Origin of the sequence: Glutamicibacter soli, from assembly GCF_003309065.1 — a bacterium.
Classification (GTDB): domain Bacteria; phylum Actinomycetota; class Actinomycetes; order Actinomycetales; family Micrococcaceae; genus Glutamicibacter; species Glutamicibacter soli.
Genome location: NZ_POAF01000003.1, coordinates 16579 through 33141, shown reverse-complemented (window position 1 = coordinate 33141; position 16563 = coordinate 16579). Strand labels below are relative to the sequence as shown.

Here is a 16563-nt window from a genome sequence, read left to right as displayed (position 1 = left end):
CTTCTCGCACCCGAATGATTTTAGCGACCCCGCCTGTGCACCGGCTGATCCGCGACGTGCGGTTTTCCGGCAGCTGGCGCTAGAGCTCGAGCTTCATGGCCCTGCGAAGGGTCAGTGCCCCGCCGGTGTGCATGACCGCGCGGCGGTAGATGCGTTCGGAGAAGAGCAGCACGGCCCAGCACGCGGCCAGCAGCACGGCCAGCGACAGCAGCGGTTCCCACAGGGCCACGTCCCCGGACAGCATGCGGATGGGCATCGCCACCGAAGAGGCGATCGGGATATACGAGGCGAGGACCAGGAAGCCGCCCTTGGCGTAGATGCCAATGAACATCACCGCCACCAGCGCGCCGATGATCGGGCCGCTGGACTGCTGCAGGTCCTCGGTGCGGGTGGCCAGTGCGCCCAGCGCTGCCCAGATGCCCGCGAGCAGCATGAACCCGCCGAGGAAGAAGACAACGAACCATCCGGCCACGGTGGAGACCACGCCGAGGAACGGGATCTCGCCCGGCGCCAGGTAGGCCGCCAGCAGGCCGACACCGAGGAACACGAGCAGCTGGACCATGGCCAGGATGACGTTGCCGATGATCTTGCCGGCCAGCAGCTGGCGCAGCCTGACGGTGCTGGCAAGGATCTCGACCACGCGGTTCTGCTTCTCCTCGATCACCGAGTTGGCGATCGGCATGCCGAAGATCAGCGCCGCCATGTAGAAGAGGAAGGAGAAGATGAAGGCCATCGCGCGGATCATCGAGCTGCGTTCGGAATCTCCCTGCAACTGCTCGGTTTCCAGGTCATCCGCCGTCGGCAGCGCGAAGGCGTCCAGCCCTTGGGCGGACAATAGCTGGTCGGTGAGCACCGTGCGCATCGCGGTGGAGACCAGCTGTTCCAGATCGGCGTCGAGCTCGTCGAAGCCGGTGAGCGTCATGCTGCGCTGGTCGGCGGAGGAGGCCAGCATCGCGTCGATGTCCTGCGACTGAACCTGGTCACGGGCCTGTCCGGGGTCGAGCTGGGAGATGGCAAGGCTCATGTTCTCCGGGCGCTGGTCCTGGGCCTCGGTGAGCACCTGGTAGCTGAGCGGGTCGGTGGCGGCCACGGAGTAGTCCGCGGACTTGCTGCCCAGGAATCCGGTGAGCGCGACGGCGCCGATGATCAGCGCCAGGGTGCCGAGGGTGGAGATGACGAAGGCCTTGTCCTTGAGCTTCGTCTCGACTTCGCGCAGGGCCACGATCAGCCAGGGGGCGGAGGTGGTGTTCATTTGATGATCTCCCGGTAGATGTCGGCCAGGGCGGGGCGGTGGATCGCGAACTCGGTGACGGTGCCCAGCGACAGGGCCTCGCGCAGCACGCGCTGGGAGTCGGTCTCGGTCTGGAAGTTCACCAGTGCCCGGGAGCCGGAGATGTCGATCACCTCGACCCCGGGCTCGTCGCGCAGCCATCCGGCGTCCGCGCCGAGCGAGAGCTTGTGGCGGGTGGCCTGCGATGCTCGCAGGTCCTCGGCGGAGGCGTTGGCCAGGATGCGGCCGTCCTGGATGATGACCAGGTGGTCGACCAGCACGTCGAGCAGGTCCAGCTGGTGGGAGGAGAACAGCACCGGGACGCCGCGGGAAGCGTAGTCGCGCAGGATGGAGCTCATGGAGTCCACCGCAATGGGGTCCAAGCCGCTGAAGGGTTCGTCGAGGATCAGCACCTCCGGCTCATGCAGCAGCGCCGCGGCGACCTGGACGCGCTGCTGGTTGCCCAGCGAGAGGGATTCGAGCTTGGACTTGGCGCGGTCGTCCAGGCCGAAGCGGGCCAGCAGCTCCATGGCGCGGCGGCGGGCCTCGGACCGGGAGAGCGAATGCAGCTGGCCGAGGTACACCAGCTGGTCGATGATCGGCTGCTTGGGATACAGTCCGCGCTCCTCGGGCATGTAGCCGAAGTGGGGGCGGGTATCGCCCTCCAGCGGCTTCCCGTCCAGGCTCACGGTGCCCGAACTGGCCTTCAGCAGCCCCATGATGATGCGCATCGTGGTGGTCTTGCCGGCCCCGTTGGCGCCGACGAAGCCGGTCAGCGCGCCGCGCGGCACGGTGAAATTGACGTCGTCCAACACAAGCCGCTCCGCGAAGGAACGCGACACGTTGTGTACCTCTAGCATGGTCATCCTTTAGCTGCTGTGCCTTGTCTACCTCCTAGCCTAGGAATCCAGGCGGCGGCGGGGCTCACTCTGCAGGCTGAAACTATTGGATGAGTCCGACGCGGTGGGCGAAGAGCACACCCTGGACCCGGTCCCTCAGATGCAGTTTCGCCAGCAGGTTCGACAGGTGGGTCTTCACCGTCGCCTCCGACAGGGAGAGCACCGCGGCGATCTCCTGGTTGTTCTTGCCCTTGGCCAGCTCGGTGAGCACCTGCAGCTCGCGTTCGGTCAGGGCGGAGAGCAGGTCCTGCCCGTCCGCGTCCGGCGCCGCCTCGGCCGGGGCGGAGCGGTGGCGGATGAGCTTGAGGGTGACCTCGGGGGAGAGCAGGCCGTGGCCCGCGGCGACCTGGTGCACTGCGGTGATCAGCGTTTCCGGGTCGGTGTTCTTCAGCAGGAAGCCGCTGGCCCCGGCGTCCAGGGCGTCGAAGAGGTAGTCGTCGCGGTTGAACGTGGTCAGCACCACGACCTTGGTGTCGGTGTCCCGGCTGATCCGGGAGGTGGCGGCGATGCCGTCCAGCTGCGGCATCTGGATGTCCATCAGGACCACGCTTGGATTCAGCTCGGTGACCAGCGCCACCCCCTGCTCGCCGTTCTCAGCGGTGCCCACCACGCTGATCTGCGGGTCGGTTTCCAGGATCAGCTTCAGCGAGGAGACGATCAGAGGCTGGTCGTCGCAGATCACGACGGATATCTTGCTCATGGCACCAGTGTAGTTTCCGCGCCGGCCACCACCCGCAGCCGCGCCCGGGTGCGCCAGCCGTGCGGGACGCGCGGGCCGATCTCCACCAGACCGTGGTGCAGATTGGCCCGCTCTCGGATGCCGCGCAAGCCGAAGCCGCTGCCGGAGCTGTCAGGGAGCGTAGTTCCCTCGTCGGTGATCTCTGCTTCGACCCACGGGCCCTGCTCGTCGACGCCCGAGCGCAGGCTCAGGGTGGCGCGGCGGGCGGTGGAGTGCCGGCGGACATTGGCCAGGGCCTCGCCGCAGATCCGGTAGAGGGCCAGGGACACGCCGGCGGGCAGCGAGTCCAGGTAGCCGGGGGTGTGCTCGGCACGGGAGAGCTCGACGGCCAGGCCTTGCGCGCGGTTCTCCGCCAGCAGCGTCGGCAGCTGCTTCATCGACGGTTCAGGCCGGCGCGCGTCGCCGCCGGAATCAGGCAGCATGTCGCCCCCGCTTTCGCGCAGCACGCCGAGCAGCGCGCGGGTCTCGCCCACGGCGCTGCGCGCCGAGTCCTCGATGCCCTTCATGAGCTCGGCGGCTTTTTCCGGGTCGCGCCGCTGGACCATGCGCGCGGCGCCGGCCTGGACCCCGACCGAGGCGATGTGGTGGGCGATCACGTCGTGCAGCTCGCGGGCGATGCGCAGGCGCTCCTCGTTCACCGCGCGGTCCGCCAGTTGCTGGGACTGGTCGGCGATGCGCTGCGCTTGGGTCTTGACCAGTTCGTTGGCGTAGGCATTGGACCAGCTGACCAGCCCGAGGAAGATGGAGCCGCCGAAGAACAGCAGGTTGATCAGGAAGGTGTACAGCGGGAAGGCGATATCCGCCGGGATGTCGCCGGCGGGGTTGTCCACCATGCTGACGTCCATGGATTTCATCAGGTCCGAGGTGAACAGGTCGATGATGATCCAGACGGCCATGGCCAGCAGCACGATGCTCAAGATGCTCCACAGCGCGCGGCGGTTCCGCGACCAGGTGACGGCAGTGTACAGGCCCAGGAAGTAGGCAAGCTGCGCGCAGATCTGCATGGTGACCATGTAGGCCTCCGAGGTGCCGCTGACCATGAAGGCGGCGGAGCCCAGAAGCATCATGGAAATCGGCCAGCGCCTGCGGAACATCAGCGGCAGGATCATCGCCGACAGCACTGCCAGCGACGCCCCCTGAGATGGGGCGTGCTCGACCTCGGTCAGCGAGAGGCTCAGCTGCTGCATCACGATGGCGAAGGCCAGCAGCCCCAGCGCGGCGAACATGTCGCGGCGCAGGCCGGCCTTGTCGGGGGCCGGGCGTTCCCAGTCGGCGGGCGGGAGGGAAGGAAGCCGCCGGTGGACGTAGTCGGTCAGTCGGCGCATGGCGGCTCCTTGGACAAGTGCGTCGTTCAAAAGTCGCTTTCGACTTTAGCGGGCGGCGAGGGGAAAACGCGTGATCCGGCAGGATTAGGCCAAAGGTTGAGAGCGGAGGAAACAACTGGGAAAACAAGTTACCGAACGGTAATGTGATGGTATGCACATGATTTTTCGAATCCTGATGGTGTTCTTCAAAAGCAAGAAAGCACCGAAGCTGTCGATGTTCGACACCGGCTCGGTGAGCATGCGGGCCACGCTGACCGACATCGACTTCGCAGGCCACATCAACAACGGCATGTACTTCTCGATCTTCGACCTGGGCCGCTTCGACCTGATGTTCCGCTCGGGCGTCTGGGACATCCTGCGCAAGAAGAAGTGGACCCCGGTGGTGCAGTGCGAAACCATCACCTTCCGCAAATCCGTCGAGCTGGGCAAGAAGTTCTCCCAGGAAACCCGCTTGCTGGGGCTGGACGAGAAATGCATCTACTTCGAGCAGCGCATCGTGGTCGACGGGGAGATCTACGCCCGCGCCTACATCGCGACCCGCATGACCTCGAAGAAGGGCGCGGTGTCCAACGAGGAGATCATGCAGGCGGTGGGGCTGGAGGTTCCCGCGGACCGTGTGGTCCCGCAGTGGCTGCACGACTGGCGCGAAAACGGCGCGCTGCCAGGCTCCCGCAAGCCCGCGCCGCACAACTGGCTGGGCTAGCCGGCTATGGTCTTCGCGGCGTCGAGAAACGCGGCGATCAGCTGCGGGTCCTTGACCCCGCGCGAGGATTCCACCCCGGAGGAGACATCCGCGCCGGAGGCCTGCGATTGCTCCAGCGCGCCGGCCACGTTGCCGGAATGCAGCCCCCCGGCCACCAGCCAGCGGCGCCCCGCCGCCAGCTCGCGCACCGCGGCGTAGTCCCAGCTTTCGCCGCTGCCGGGAACGGCTGCGTCGATCAGCAGGAAGTCCTCGCCCCAGTCCTCGAACTCGCTTGCTCCGGCATCCATGCGCACGGCGCGGATCGCATGGAATCCAGCAGCCTTGACCGCGGCGATGTCCTCAGGGGTGCGCCGTCCGTGCAGCTGGATCCAGCCGACGCCGGCCTGCCGGGAGAGCCGGATCGCGGTGTCCGCGTCCTCGGAGCGGAATACCGCCACCGTGGCCACCGCGGCGGGAACAGCGGAGAGCAGTTCGGCGGCCAGGGCGGGGGAGACCTCGCGCGGGCTGGGGGTCAGCACGAAGCCCAGGGCGTCGGCGCCGTGGGCCACGGCGGCCGCGACGTCCTGTGCGGTGGACAGCCCGCAGACCTTCACGAAGGGCGAAGCGCTCACTTGGACTGCTCCTGGGCTGCGCCGGCCTGCCCCGGATCGTGCGCCAGGTGGGTCGGGGTGTAGCCGCCGGGGGCGTTGGCGCGGATGGTCAGCAGCTCCAGCGCGTGGTCGTGCAGGCGGTGGTCCTCCTCGGTGACCGGGATCCATGGCTTGACCGGCACCGCGGTGCCGGTCTCGTCGCGGGTGACCATGATGGTCAGGCAGTAGGTGGTCAGGTTCATTTCGCGGGTCTTCGGGTTGCCCGAGCGCACGTGCACCGCGATGTGCATGCCCTTGGTGCCGGTGTAGACCAAGCGGGCCTCGACCTCCACCAGGTCCCCGATGAACAACGGGCGGTAGAAGCGGATGCCGCCGGAGAACACCGCGACGGTGTCCAGCCCGCAGTAGCGCGAGGCGCACAGTGCCGCGGCCTCGTCGATCCACTTCATCACGATGCCGCCGTGCACCTTGCCGCCCCAGTTCACGTCGGTGGGCGAGGCCATGAAGCGCAGGACTACGCGCTCGGCGGTGCCGGCGTTCGAGTAGACCTGGTCCTTCATCGAGGCGACGATCTGGTTGCGGACCTCGATGCGGGCCAGCGCGTTGTTGCGCAGCTCGATCTCCCGCAGGGATTCGGGAACGTAGTTCGGCACCGCGGTGGGCTTGCCGTTGCCGTCCACCGCCACGAAGATCACCAGGCAGGTGGTGGACATGGTGGGGCGCAGCTCGCGCGGATCCGAGAAGGAGACCTCGGTGCGGATGTGCATGGAGGTGCTGCCGGTGTAGACCACCGAAGCGGTGACCTCCACCAGGTCGCCGGAGCTGATGGGATCCTCGAAGCGGATGTTCCCCACGTAGGCGGTGACGCAGTAGCTGGAGGACCAGCCCACGGCCGCGGCGTAGGCGGCCTTGTCGACCCATTCCAGCACGGTGCCGGCGGAGACCGTGCCGGCCACCCCGACATCCATCGGGGCCGCCAGGAAGCGAAGGGTCACCGAATTCGGTCGGGTGGCAGGTGCAGGACTCATCATGCGTTCAAGTCTGACTGATGCGAAACCCTGCGGGCAATCTGTGACATCCCGGCCCCGCCGCGGGCGCTGGCCTAGGATTGAAGCTGTGCATAGGGTCTTTGGTCTTTTCTCGGCGTCCACGGCACTGGTGGTCGCGCTCAGCCTGCTCGGAGCGGCCGGCACCGCGGGGCTGGCGGTCCTCATCGGCCGCGCCATCGACGTCGTCGCCGCCGGCGGCATGCCGGATGCCGGCTGGTACCTCGGCGCCGTCGGCGAACTGCTCACCGTCGCGGTGTGCGCCTGGCTGGTTCCGGTGCTCGCCGCGCAGGCGGGCCGTCAGCTGACCGAGCACCACCGCACCCGGCTGCTGCAGCACTACCTGGCCATCGGCCCGCTGGCCGTGCGGCGCGCCGGGGAAGGCGAGCTGGTGCAGGCGGCCATGGACTCGGTGGACCGCTCGGTCAAGTACCGCACCGCCTTCATGGGCCCGGCGATCGCCGCGGTGTCCACCCCGGTGCTGGTGCTGGTGTTCATCGCGCTGTTCATCGACCCGCTCTCCGCGGGGCTGATGCTGCTGCCCACCGCCCTGGTCCCGCTGATCGTGCTCGGATTCCAGAAGCTGTTCAGCGCCTCCTCCGGCGAATACCGCCGGGCGCAGGGCATCCTGACGGCGACCTTCCTCGACGCGCTGCGCTCGCTGGGCATGCTCAAGCTCAACGGCGCCGGAGGCTGGATGGGGCGCCGGGTGGCCAGGGCCTCCGAGCGGGTGCGCCGGCAGGTCATGAAGCTGCTGGCCCGCAACCAGATCGTGCTGCTGGTCATCGACGCCAGCTTCGCCATCCTGCTGCTGTCCACCGCCTCGATCCTGGCCTGGTGGCGTTTGGGCAGCGGGGCCTTCACCACCGGCGAAGCGGCCGCGCTGGTCATCCTCAGCTTCCTGATGCTCGCCCCGGTGAACTACGTGGGCAGCTTCTTCTACATCGGCCTGACCGGGCGCAGCGCGGAGAAGAAGATCGCCGAGATCGAAGAGATCCCGGTGCACCAGTCAGTCGCCCGGCCGCTGGATATCGACCTGCACACCGGGGATCTGGTGCTGGAGAACGTCGGCGCGAGCTACGACGGCGAGCACCGCACGCTGCGTGGCGTCAACGCGGTGTTCCCGGCCGGCTCGCGCACCGCGGTGATCGGCCCTTCGGGCAGCGGCAAGACCACGCTGCTGCGAGTGCTGCAGGGGCAGCTGGAACCGGACGAGGGCATCATCCACGACGGCCGCCACGGCATGGGGCCCGCCACGCTGAAGCACAACGCGGCGGTGGTGGAGCAGCACGCGACGCTCTTCGCCCTGACGCTGCGCGAGAACCTGCAGCTGGCCGCCCCGCTGGCCACCAATGCCCAGATGGTCCACGCGCTGGAGCAGGCAGGGCTCGGCGGCTGGCTGGGCGACCAGGCGACCAGGAGGCTCGACGAGCCGCTGGGCGAATCCGGGGCGCGGCTGTCCGGCGGCCAGGCCCAGCGCCTGGCGCTGGCCCGGGCGCTGCTGGCCGGCCGCCCGCTGCTGCTGCTCGACGAGCCCACCAGCTCGCTGGACGTGCAGACCGAGGCCGAGGTGCTGGCGACCCTGCGCGGCCTGGATCGCTCCATCACCACCGTCACCGTCACCCACCGGCTGGGCCTGCTGGCCGACTACGACCGGGTCATCGTGATGGACGGCGGGCGGATCATCCAGTCCGGGGACCGGCAGGCCCTGCTGGCCCAAGACGGCTACCTGAAACGCGCCATGGAACATTTCACGCAGCGCGCCCGCGGGCTGCGCACCGCCCACAGCGGAAGGGACAAGTAGATGAGGCCCCAGCCAACCGCCCCGGCCGCGCCGGAGCCCGGGACCGCCGCCACGCTGCGCTGGCTTGTCGGGGCCACCTCCGACCTGCTGCCGCCGCTGGCCCTGGCCTGCCTGCTTTCCTGCCTGACCCGCTTCGCCTCGCTGGGCATCTACCTGGTCGCCGCGCTGGGCCTGGCCAAGGCCGCCGGGATCCAGGTGCTCGGCATCTCCGCCTCCTGGACCGCACTGGCGCTGGGCATCCTCGCGCTCGGCCTGGCCAAGGGGGCGCTGCGCTACGGCGAGCAGTACGTCGGGCACAAGGTGGCGTTCCTGTCGCTGTCGCGGCTGCGCAACACGCTGTATGCGGCCGCCGAGCACCAGGCGCCCTTCGCCGCGCGGAGCCGGAATTCCGGCGGCCTGCTGGCCGTCGCCACCCGCGATGTGGACCGGGTCGAGGTGTTCTTCGCCCACACCCTGCCGCCGGCGGTCTCAGCCGTGGTGGTCAGCGGCGCCGTCACCTGGTGGACCTGGTCGTCCTTCGGCAGCGCTGCTGCGGTGGTCCTGCTGGCAGGCTACGTGCTGCTGGGCCTGGTGATCCCGGCGCTGGGCATCCCGACGCTGCGCCGGGCCGCCGCTGGGCAGGCGCGTGTGCGCGGCATCCAGAACCAGCAGCTGGCCGAGCTGCTCAACGGCATCGACGTGGTCCACGGCTACGAGGCGGGGCCACGGATGCTCGCCCGCTTCAACGGGACGGCCAAGCCCTCCACGGCGGACACCCTGCGCGCCGGACGCATCACCGGCCTGCGCGCCGCGCTGTCCCAGGCGGTCATCTGGGGCAGCGTGCTCGCGCTGCTGGTGGTCGCGGCCCGGGACCACGAACTGGGGGCGCTGCTGGTGCTCACGGTGATCGCGGTGCCTTCCTATGAGGCGGTGCGCGCGGTGGACGGCTTCGTACTGGGGCTGCAGGACTCGCTGGCCAGCGCCAAGCGGCTGCATGCCATGGCGCTGGGCGAGCCGCAGGTGGCCGAACCTGATATGCCGCGGCTGCTGCCTGAATCAGGCACGCTGTCGGTCAGGGGCCTTTCCGTGGCCTACGGGAAGGACACCGTGCTTTCCGGCCTAGACCTTCAGCTGGCTCCCGGGCAGCTGGTGGCGCTGGTGGGAGACAGCGGATCGGGCAAGTCCACCGCGGCTTCCGCGCTGGTCCGCGCGGTGCCCAGCACCGGTGAATGCTCCTATGGCGGAATCCCGCTGGAGAGCGCGCCGCTGCGCGAGGTGCGCTCTCACCTGCTGCTGGTGTCCCAGGAGGCGGTCATGGTGCGCGGCACGCTGCGCGAGAACCTGCTGCTGGGCCTGGAGCACATCGAGGACGCCGAGCTGGTCGCCGTGCTCGAAGAGCTGGGCCTGGGAACCTGGCTGGCAAGCCAGAAGCAGGGCCTGGACACCAGGCTGGGGGACCGTGCCACCCGGCTCTCCGGCGGGCAGCGCCAGCGTCTGGCTCTGGCCCGCGCGCTGATCCGCCGCCCGAAGGTGCTGATCCTCGACGAGTCGACCAGCGCGCTGGACGCCGCCAGCGAGCAGCTGGTGCTCGCGGCGGTCGAAGCCCGGCGCACCGCGGGAATGGCGGTGCTGATGATCAGCCACCGGATCTCCATCCTGCACGGGGCCGACCGGATCGTGGTGCTGCGCGAGGGGCAGGTTGCCGAATCCGGCACCCCTGAGCAGCTGCTGGCCCAGCCGGATTCGCTGTTCAGCCGCATGGCAGTGCGCGAAGCCGACCGGATCGAACCTGCGAACTAGCTTGGCGCAAGGCGACTATTTCCCCGGCGCACCTGACAGGGAACCCCGTGCGGGGTTAGGCTCGCCACATGATGCGCATAGTTGTCCTCCTGTTTTTAGCTGTGCTGGTGGCGGGCTTCGTCATCACGGCAATCCTCGCGGGAACCTCCGGGGAGTGGGTCTGGTGGATCCTAGTGGGGCTGACCGGCCTGCTGGTGGCCCTGGGCATCCACGATCTGGTGCAGAAACGCCACGCGATCCTGCGCAATTTCCCGATCGTCGGCCATGCACGCTACCTGTTCGAGTTCATCCGGCCAGAGATCCAGCAGTACTTCATCGAGCGAAACACCGATGGGAAGCCATTCAGCCGGGATACCCGTTCGGTGGTCTACGCCCGCGCCAAGGGGGTGGACAGCCACAAGGCCTTCGGCACCGAGCTTGACGTGAACCGGGTGGGGCACGAGTACCTGGTGCACTCCACCGCGCCGGTGGCGCCGCCCTCCGAGCAGCACAAGGTCCGTATCGGCTCCAGCCAATGCACCCGTCCCTATGAAATCTCGCTGCTGAATATCTCCTCGATGAGTTTCGGTGCGCTGTCCTCCCACGCTGTCATGGCGATGAACAAGGGCGCTTCCATGGGCGGATTCGTGCAGGAGACCGGCGAAGGCGGGCTGACCAAATACCATCTGGAGTACGGCGCAGACCTTTTCTGGGAGATCGGCTCCGGGTACTTCGGCTGCCGCACCGAGGAGGGGCGCTTCGCGCCGGAAACCTTCCGCGCCAAGGCCAGCCGCGAGGAAGTCAAGGGCATCACCATCAAGATCTCCCAGGGCGCCAAGCCCGGTTTGGGCGGCGTGCTGCCGGCGGCGAAGATCAACGAAGAGATCGCCGAGGCGCGCGGCGTCCCCATGGGGCAGGACTGTATCTCCCCGGCGAGCCACCCTGAATTCTCCACCCCGCGCGAGCTGCTGGAGTTCGTGGCCCTGCTGCGCGAGCTCAGCGGCGGCAAGCCGGTGGGCATCAAGTTCTGCGTGGGCTCGCGCACCGACGTGATGGCGATCTGCAAGGCGATGCTGGAGACCGGGACCCTGGTCGACTTCATCACCGTGGACGGCGCCGAAGGCGGCACCGGTGCGGCGCCGATCGAGTACGAGGACCATGTAGGCACCCCGCTGACGGAGGCGCTGATGCTGGTGCACACGATCCTGGTGGGCACCGGGTTGCGCGAGGAGATCCGGCTTGCGGCCGCCGGCAAGGTGGCCAGCGGCTCGGATATCGTCAAGCGGCTGATCCAGGGCGCCGACTTCACCTTCGCCGCCCGCTCCATGATGATGGCCACCGGCTGCATCCAGGCCCAGCAGTGCCACACCAACCATTGCCCGGTGGGCGTGACCACGCAGAACAAGCGCCTGGAACGCGCGCTGGACGTCCAGGACAAGGGGCACCGCGTGTACAACTACCACCGGCTCACGGTCACGGAAGCCGGCCAGCTGATGGCGTCCATGGGACTGACCAGTCCGGAGCAGCTGAACACGCGGATGCTGCGCCGCCGGGTGAACCTGCAATCAACCCGTTCCTATGCGGAGCTGTTCCACTGGCTGCGCCCCAACGAGCTGCTGGAGAATCCGCCGGCTTCCTGGGTCAAGGACTGGCAGGAAGCGGATCCGGACCACTTCGGCGAATTCGTACCGGTGCCCTACGGGGTGCCGCGCGGGGTGGGCATCGAACCGCCCCGGCGGGAAGAGGAACCGGCCGACGCGGTCAGCGCACCGCGCGTGGAGCCGCGCAACTCCACGAAAGTGCATCCGGTGCACCAGGACGTCACGCGTCCCGAAGGGCAGCCCGGGAACCAGCTCGTGGACCAGCAGCACGAGCCGCAGCAGCCCTAGGCATCGGCCGGGTCCATCAGCTCCAGCAGCGCGTCCTGGTCGACGGCTTCCAGGGTGCCCGGGGTCCACGAGGGGTTGCGGTCCTTGTCGATGACCTGGGCGCGGATTCCCTCGGCCAGGTCGGGCCGGTGCATCAGGTGCGCGGCCAGCCGCAGCTCGCGGTCCAGCGCCGAACGCAGGTTGTCCTCGGCGCGGGCGGCGCGCACCGCATGGAACGCCGAGGCGACGGAGGTGGGGGAGTTCTGGGCGATCAGAGCGGCCGCCTGCTTGGCATGCGGGTGCACCATCTGCTCCAGACGCTGCACGACGTCCTCCGGGCTGGCGGCGCTGAAGGCGTGGTCCACCCAGCCCTGGTCCAGTTCAAGCCGGTGGGATTCCGCCGCGCCGTGCATCACCTCGATCGCCGCGGCCAGGTCCCCGGCGTTCAGGCCCATGTATTCGTCGAGGTGGTCAAGGATGTTTGCGGCGAACTCCTCCGAGACCACGACGTCGGCGAAGCCCAGGTAGACGGCGTCCGCGCCGGTGAAGGAGTCCGCGGTCATGGCGAAGTATTCGCCGAAGTGGCCGGGCATGTTGGCCAGCAGGTGGCTGCCGCCGACATCCGGGGTGTAGCCGATCTTGGCCTCCGGCATGCCCATGCGGGCCCCGGCGGTCACCAGACGCACCGGCGCATGGCTGGCCAGGCCGATGCCGCCGCCCATGGTGATGCCGTGCGCCAGGGTGACCAGCGGCTTGGGGTAGGAGGCGATGAGCTGGTCGGTGTCGAACTCGTTGGACAGCAGGTTGAGGAAGTCCTCGTGGCGTCCGGTGGTCACCGCGGCGTGGAAGTCGGCGATGTCCCCGCCGGCGCAGAATCCGCGCGATCCGCGCCCGGTGAGCAGCACCGTGGAGATCTTCGGGTCCTCGGCCCAGGCCTTGAGCACGCGGTGCAGCTCCAGCAGCATCTGGAGGTTCAGTGCGTTCAGCTTCGCGGGGCGGTTCAGTTTCAGATGGCCCAATGCGCCGTAGACCGTCGAAATGACCAATGGTTCTGCCGGAGAATTGCTGTCGTGCGCCACGAAGTACCTGCCCTGCTGAGTTCTTGAACGAGTGTTGTTGGCTTAAGCCTAGTGGGCCAGCACCTGGGCGAGGCGGTCCAAAACCAGGTCAGCCTTCGGCTTCTTCGAATTCTCCGGTTTCAGCGCGAAGATGGAGCGGGCCAGCCGGATTTCCGGGGCGTCGACGATGCGGATGCCTTCCGGGGCGTTGGCCATGGCCAGGTCGGGCACCAGCGCCGCGCCCAGCCCGGAGGCGACCAGGCTCAGCGAGGCGTTGAAGTCGTCGCAGTAGGCCGAGACCTGCGGATGAATGTTGTAGGAGGCGAACAGCCGCGAGATCAGCGTCGCGTCCGAGGTGCCGGGGTGGTGGAAGATCCAGGGCCATTCGGCCAGCTGGTCCACGGTCAGCCGGGCGTCCTCGGCGATCGGCCAGGAGGAAGGGATGACCACGCGGAACTGGTCGTCGCCCAGCCAGGTGCGTTCCAGGGAGGCTGGCCAGGACAGGCCGCCGGGGCCCACCTGGAAGATGAGCGCCAGGTCCAGGTCGCCGCCGCTGCCCAGCCCGGCCACGGTCTGCTGTGGTTCGCCGATCCACAGGCGCAGGTTGATGCCCAGCGAGGGCCAGTCCTCGGCGGTGAGGATCTGCGGCAGCGCGAAGGTCGCCAGCGACGGGAAGATGCCGAGCTTGATTTCCTCGTTCTCCGCCGAATCGGTGGAGATGGTCGCGACGTCCGCCATGAGGGCGTCGAGATCCGTGAGGACACGTTTCGCGTGGCGCACCATGCGCAGCGCTCCGGCGGTCGGGGTGATGGAACGGGCGCCGCGGACGAACAGGGTGGTGCCCGTGCTGCGTTCCAGGGCGGTCATCTGCTGGGAGACGGCGCTGGCGGTATAGCCCAAGCGGGTCGCGGCGGTCGCGAATGAACGGTGTGCAACCACCTCGAGCAGGGTACGCAAGTGAACTGGATTAATCACTTCTAAAGTCTAAGACCTTCAGCCCAACCTTCGCTTAGTCAGTGAGCTAGTCCTCATCTTCGCGCTCGCCGTCCTCCGAATCCTCGTCGTCGTCCTGGCCGTCCTCGCTGAACTCGTTGTCCAGCTCGTCTTCGGTTTCCAGGTCATCGTCATAGAGGTAGTGGCGCTGGGCCAACGGGTCGATGTTGCGCATGGTTTCGGGCATGTCGCTGGATCCCTCGTAGGCCTGCGAGTCGCGGCCGTCGTCCGGCTCGTAGATGTCGTTGCCGTATTCGGGGGCGAAGTCGGTGGGTTCAAAGTCCCGGCTCATGGCGTGCTCCTTCGATTGGACGAGGATCTGCCGGAAGTCGGGCACATACCTCGTGACTTCTCTTGGCTCCAGCCTAGAACCCTTATGACCTGAACAAAAGACTTGTAATTGCGTGTCGCGGGTGGTTGCGATCAGTGGTCGTGCTCGGCGTAGTGCTCCAGCAGCGGAGCGGTGCGATAGGCCAGGTGGGAGTGCAACGCGAAGGTCGTTTCCGAGCGGGTCACGCCCTTGATGCGCAGGATTTGGCGCAGCACCGACTGCAGCTGGTGGGTGTCGGTGGCGATGAGGCGGACCCAGACGTCTCCGCGCCCGGAGGTCTCGTGGATTTCCAGCACGTTCGGGATCTGGCGCAGCGCGGTGATGACCGCGTCCAGCTCCCGGTGGTTCACCTCCAGGGTGACGAAGGCCAGCACGTCGTAGCCCAGCACACCCAGGTCGATGTCGCGCCCGCCTTCGCGCAGCACCTCGGAGCGCTGCAGCCGGCGCAGGCGGGACTGCGCGGTGTTGCGGGCGACCCCGGCTTCGTCGGCAAGCTCTGAAACCTGGATGCGTGGATCCCGGATCAGGGCCAGAAGAATCTTCAGGTCAACGTCGTCCAACCGCACCATTTGCTCACTCCCGATACCGCCATAGGCCCTAAATTTGACCATATTGCTCAAATTCTATCAATAAACAATCCTTGGTGAGATCAGAGGGCGGATATTTGTGAGAGAACGATCTGTTGTAGTAGACAAACGCAAGCAGAACGCTCAAACAACCGGTGGGGCAGCGAGTGGCCCCACCGGTAAAAATTTTTCCCCTGCCGACAGCTATTTCCGCGGGAGCGCCAATGTCCGTCATCAGTGAGCTGCGTATGCAGCACGGCACGCCGCGCATGATGTCATGGAACCCCGGCACCGCCACCCGCTTGACCATTACCATCCTGGTCAGCTTCACGCTGCTGGTCGGCGCGAACCTGGCAACGCCGCTGTATCCCCAGCTGCAGGCCGACCTGCACCTGGGCGCCATGGGCACCACGATCGCCTTCGCCTCCTATGTCTGCTCCCTGATGTTCTTCCTGCTGGTGGTCGGGCATTGGTCGGACCATGTGGGCCGCCGCGCCGCCCTGGTGCTGGCCGTCGGGGTCTCGCTGCTCGGTACGCTGGCGTTCGGAGCGGCCGGGAACCTGTGGCAGCTGTGCCTCGGACGAGGGCTGCAGGGCGCTGGAGTCGCCCTGGCCACCGGGGCCAGCGCCGCGGCGCTGCGCGAACTGCTGCCGAGCAAACCCGAATGGGCTTCGCGTTTCACCCTCCTGGCTTCGTCGGGAGGCGTGGCATTCGGACCACTGATCGGCGGCGCGCTGGCGGGCCTTCCGGGAGGCCGCTCCACGGTGTTCCTGATTCAGGCCGTCCTGCTGCTGGTCGTCCTGGTTCCACTGGGCACACTGCAAGCGCGCCCGGCCATTGCCATGGCGAACCGCGGTGAAAGAAGCCGCGCGCTGGCTCCGCGCCGCGTGGGCATTCCGTCCAACGCCCGCACCGAGTTCTGGATGGCTTCGCTTGTCGGTTTCCTCAGCTTCGCGATCTTCGGTTTCGTGCTGTCCTTGGCACCGGGCTACCTGGCCGGCGCCTTCGAGCTGCAGTCCCTGTGGGCCGTCGGGCTGGTTGCCGGGCTGCCGCTGGGTATCGCCGCGCTGTCGCAGATCGTGGTGCGCGGCGGAAAGATCCTGCTGCCGCTGGGCTTGGGGCTGATGGCCGCCGGGACCCTTGCCTTGCTCGTTGGCGCCACCCTGGGCTGGCTCTGGCTCGGGGTGCTGGCCATGGTGGTCCTCGGCTTGGGCCAGGGCATCGCCTTCCGCACGGCATTCGGCCTGTGCGTGGATGCTGTCAGCCCTGCGTCCCATGCGCAGACCGTCTCCAGCATCTACCTGGTCACCTATCTGGGCAGCGCGCTGCCGGTGATCGTGCTGGGTTGGGCCGCGGGGCGCTTCGGGCAGCTGCCGAGCATCATGGTGTTCTGCATTGCCGGTGCGGCGGCTGCCCTGCTGCTGCTGGTATGGTCGGCGCTGTCCCTGCGCAGGACTGGCGGCCCCTCGCGCGTAGTGTAGGGGGGTATGAGCGCTTCGGCCCTACGTGCACCGACCGCGCCGCCCTGTGGGCCGCAGCAGCCAGGTCCTTGCTCCCGCGCTGCGGCTGGGCTTGGTGACCGGTATTTCCTTCATCGAGGCACCGCTGAAATT

At 67.8% G+C, this 16563-nt stretch carries 15 protein-coding genes; 5 read left to right on the top strand and 10 right to left on the bottom strand.

Translation table 11 applies throughout. The annotated features are described in order from the left end of the window. Window positions 1-79: 79 nt before the first annotated feature. The 4 genes from C1H84_RS06740 to C1H84_RS06725 all read right to left on the bottom strand — a co-directional run bounded on the left by C1H84_RS06740 (window position 80) and on the right by C1H84_RS06725 (window position 4233). Entirely contained in the window at window positions 80-1252 is a 1173-nt protein-coding gene (locus C1H84_RS06740) for an ABC transporter permease (RefSeq protein ID WP_113606938.1), read from the bottom strand. Beyond that, window positions 1249-2130 (bottom strand): ABC transporter ATP-binding protein, encoded by an 882-nt coding sequence (locus C1H84_RS06735; protein WP_047120895.1) that lies wholly within the window; start codon window positions 2128-2130, stop codon window positions 1249-1251. Before C1H84_RS06735 ends, C1H84_RS06740 begins: the two co-directional genes overlap by 4 nt. Before the next feature lie 82 nt (window positions 2131-2212). Then, window positions 2213-2869, bottom strand: coding sequence for a response regulator (locus C1H84_RS06730; protein WP_047120005.1), 657 nt, complete (start codon window positions 2867-2869; stop codon window positions 2213-2215). Further along, entirely contained in the window at window positions 2866-4233 is a 1368-nt protein-coding gene (locus C1H84_RS06725) for a sensor histidine kinase (RefSeq protein ID WP_047120004.1), read from the bottom strand. The genes C1H84_RS06730 and C1H84_RS06725 overlap by 4 nt, the downstream gene beginning before the upstream one ends. Window positions 4234-4384: 151 nt before the next feature. Here C1H84_RS06725 and C1H84_RS06720 point away from each other — a divergent pair, with 151 nt between their 5' ends. Beyond that, entirely contained in the window at window positions 4385-4936 is a 552-nt protein-coding gene (locus C1H84_RS06720; protein WP_047120003.1) for an acyl-CoA thioesterase, read from the top strand. On the opposite strand, the gene C1H84_RS06715 is transcribed toward C1H84_RS06720, so the two are convergent. Continuing rightward, window positions 4933-5547: a phosphoribosylanthranilate isomerase gene (locus tag C1H84_RS06715; RefSeq protein WP_113606937.1), complete on the bottom strand. Its 615-nt coding sequence runs from the start codon at window positions 5545-5547 to the stop codon at window positions 4933-4935. The genes C1H84_RS06720 and C1H84_RS06715 overlap by 4 nt on opposite strands. Continuing rightward, a complete protein-coding gene (locus tag C1H84_RS06710; RefSeq protein ID WP_237562179.1) occupies window positions 5544-6557 on the bottom strand; it encodes an acyl-CoA thioesterase in 1014 nt (337 codons plus the stop codon). Before C1H84_RS06710 ends, C1H84_RS06715 begins: the two co-directional genes overlap by 4 nt. 85 nt (window positions 6558-6642) lie before the next feature. Here C1H84_RS06710 and C1H84_RS06705 point away from each other — a divergent pair, with 85 nt between their 5' ends. From C1H84_RS06705 to C1H84_RS06695, 3 genes are all read left to right on the top strand, one after another. Continuing rightward, window positions 6643-8376, top strand: coding sequence for an ABC transporter ATP-binding protein/permease (locus C1H84_RS06705; protein ID WP_181728061.1), 1734 nt, complete (start codon window positions 6643-6645; stop codon window positions 8374-8376). Beyond that, a complete protein-coding gene (locus tag C1H84_RS06700) occupies window positions 8377-10155 on the top strand; it encodes an amino acid ABC transporter ATP-binding/permease protein (protein WP_113606935.1) in 1779 nt (592 codons plus the stop codon). It abuts the gene before it with no gap. Window positions 10156-10223: 68 nt separating this feature from the next. Next, complete coding sequence (locus tag C1H84_RS06695) at window positions 10224-12023, top strand: FMN-binding glutamate synthase family protein (protein WP_113606934.1); 1800 nt, start codon at window positions 10224-10226, stop codon at window positions 12021-12023. On the opposite strand, the gene C1H84_RS06690 is transcribed toward C1H84_RS06695, so the two are convergent. The 4 genes from C1H84_RS06690 to C1H84_RS06675 form a co-directional block, all read right to left on the bottom strand. Beyond that, entirely contained in the window at window positions 12020-13081 is a 1062-nt protein-coding gene (locus C1H84_RS06690) for an enoyl-CoA hydratase/isomerase family protein (RefSeq protein ID WP_113606933.1), read from the bottom strand. The two genes, C1H84_RS06695 and C1H84_RS06690, sit on opposite strands and share 4 nt — an antisense overlap. 48 nt (window positions 13082-13129) lie before the next feature. After that, window positions 13130-14035: a LysR family transcriptional regulator gene (locus C1H84_RS06685; protein ID WP_113606932.1), complete on the bottom strand. Its 906-nt coding sequence runs from the start codon at window positions 14033-14035 to the stop codon at window positions 13130-13132. A gap of 46 nt (window positions 14036-14081) precedes the next feature. Then, the gene (locus C1H84_RS06680) at window positions 14082-14345 is read right to left on the bottom strand and encodes a hypothetical protein (protein WP_047119996.1); all 264 of its coding nucleotides are present in this window, start codon (window positions 14343-14345) and stop codon (window positions 14082-14084) included. 131 nt (window positions 14346-14476) lie between these two features. Continuing rightward, window positions 14477-14953 (bottom strand): Lrp/AsnC family transcriptional regulator, encoded by a 477-nt coding sequence (locus C1H84_RS06675; protein ID WP_047119995.1) that lies wholly within the window; start codon window positions 14951-14953, stop codon window positions 14477-14479. Window positions 14954-15174: 221 nt separating this feature from the next. On the opposite strand from C1H84_RS06675, the gene C1H84_RS06670 reads away from it, so the two are divergent. Then, window positions 15175-16431 carry an MFS transporter gene (locus C1H84_RS06670; protein WP_113606931.1) on the top strand — a complete coding sequence of 419 codons (1257 nt, stop codon included), beginning with the start codon at window positions 15175-15177 and terminating at the stop codon, window positions 16429-16431. Window positions 16432-16563: the final 132 nt, after the last annotated feature.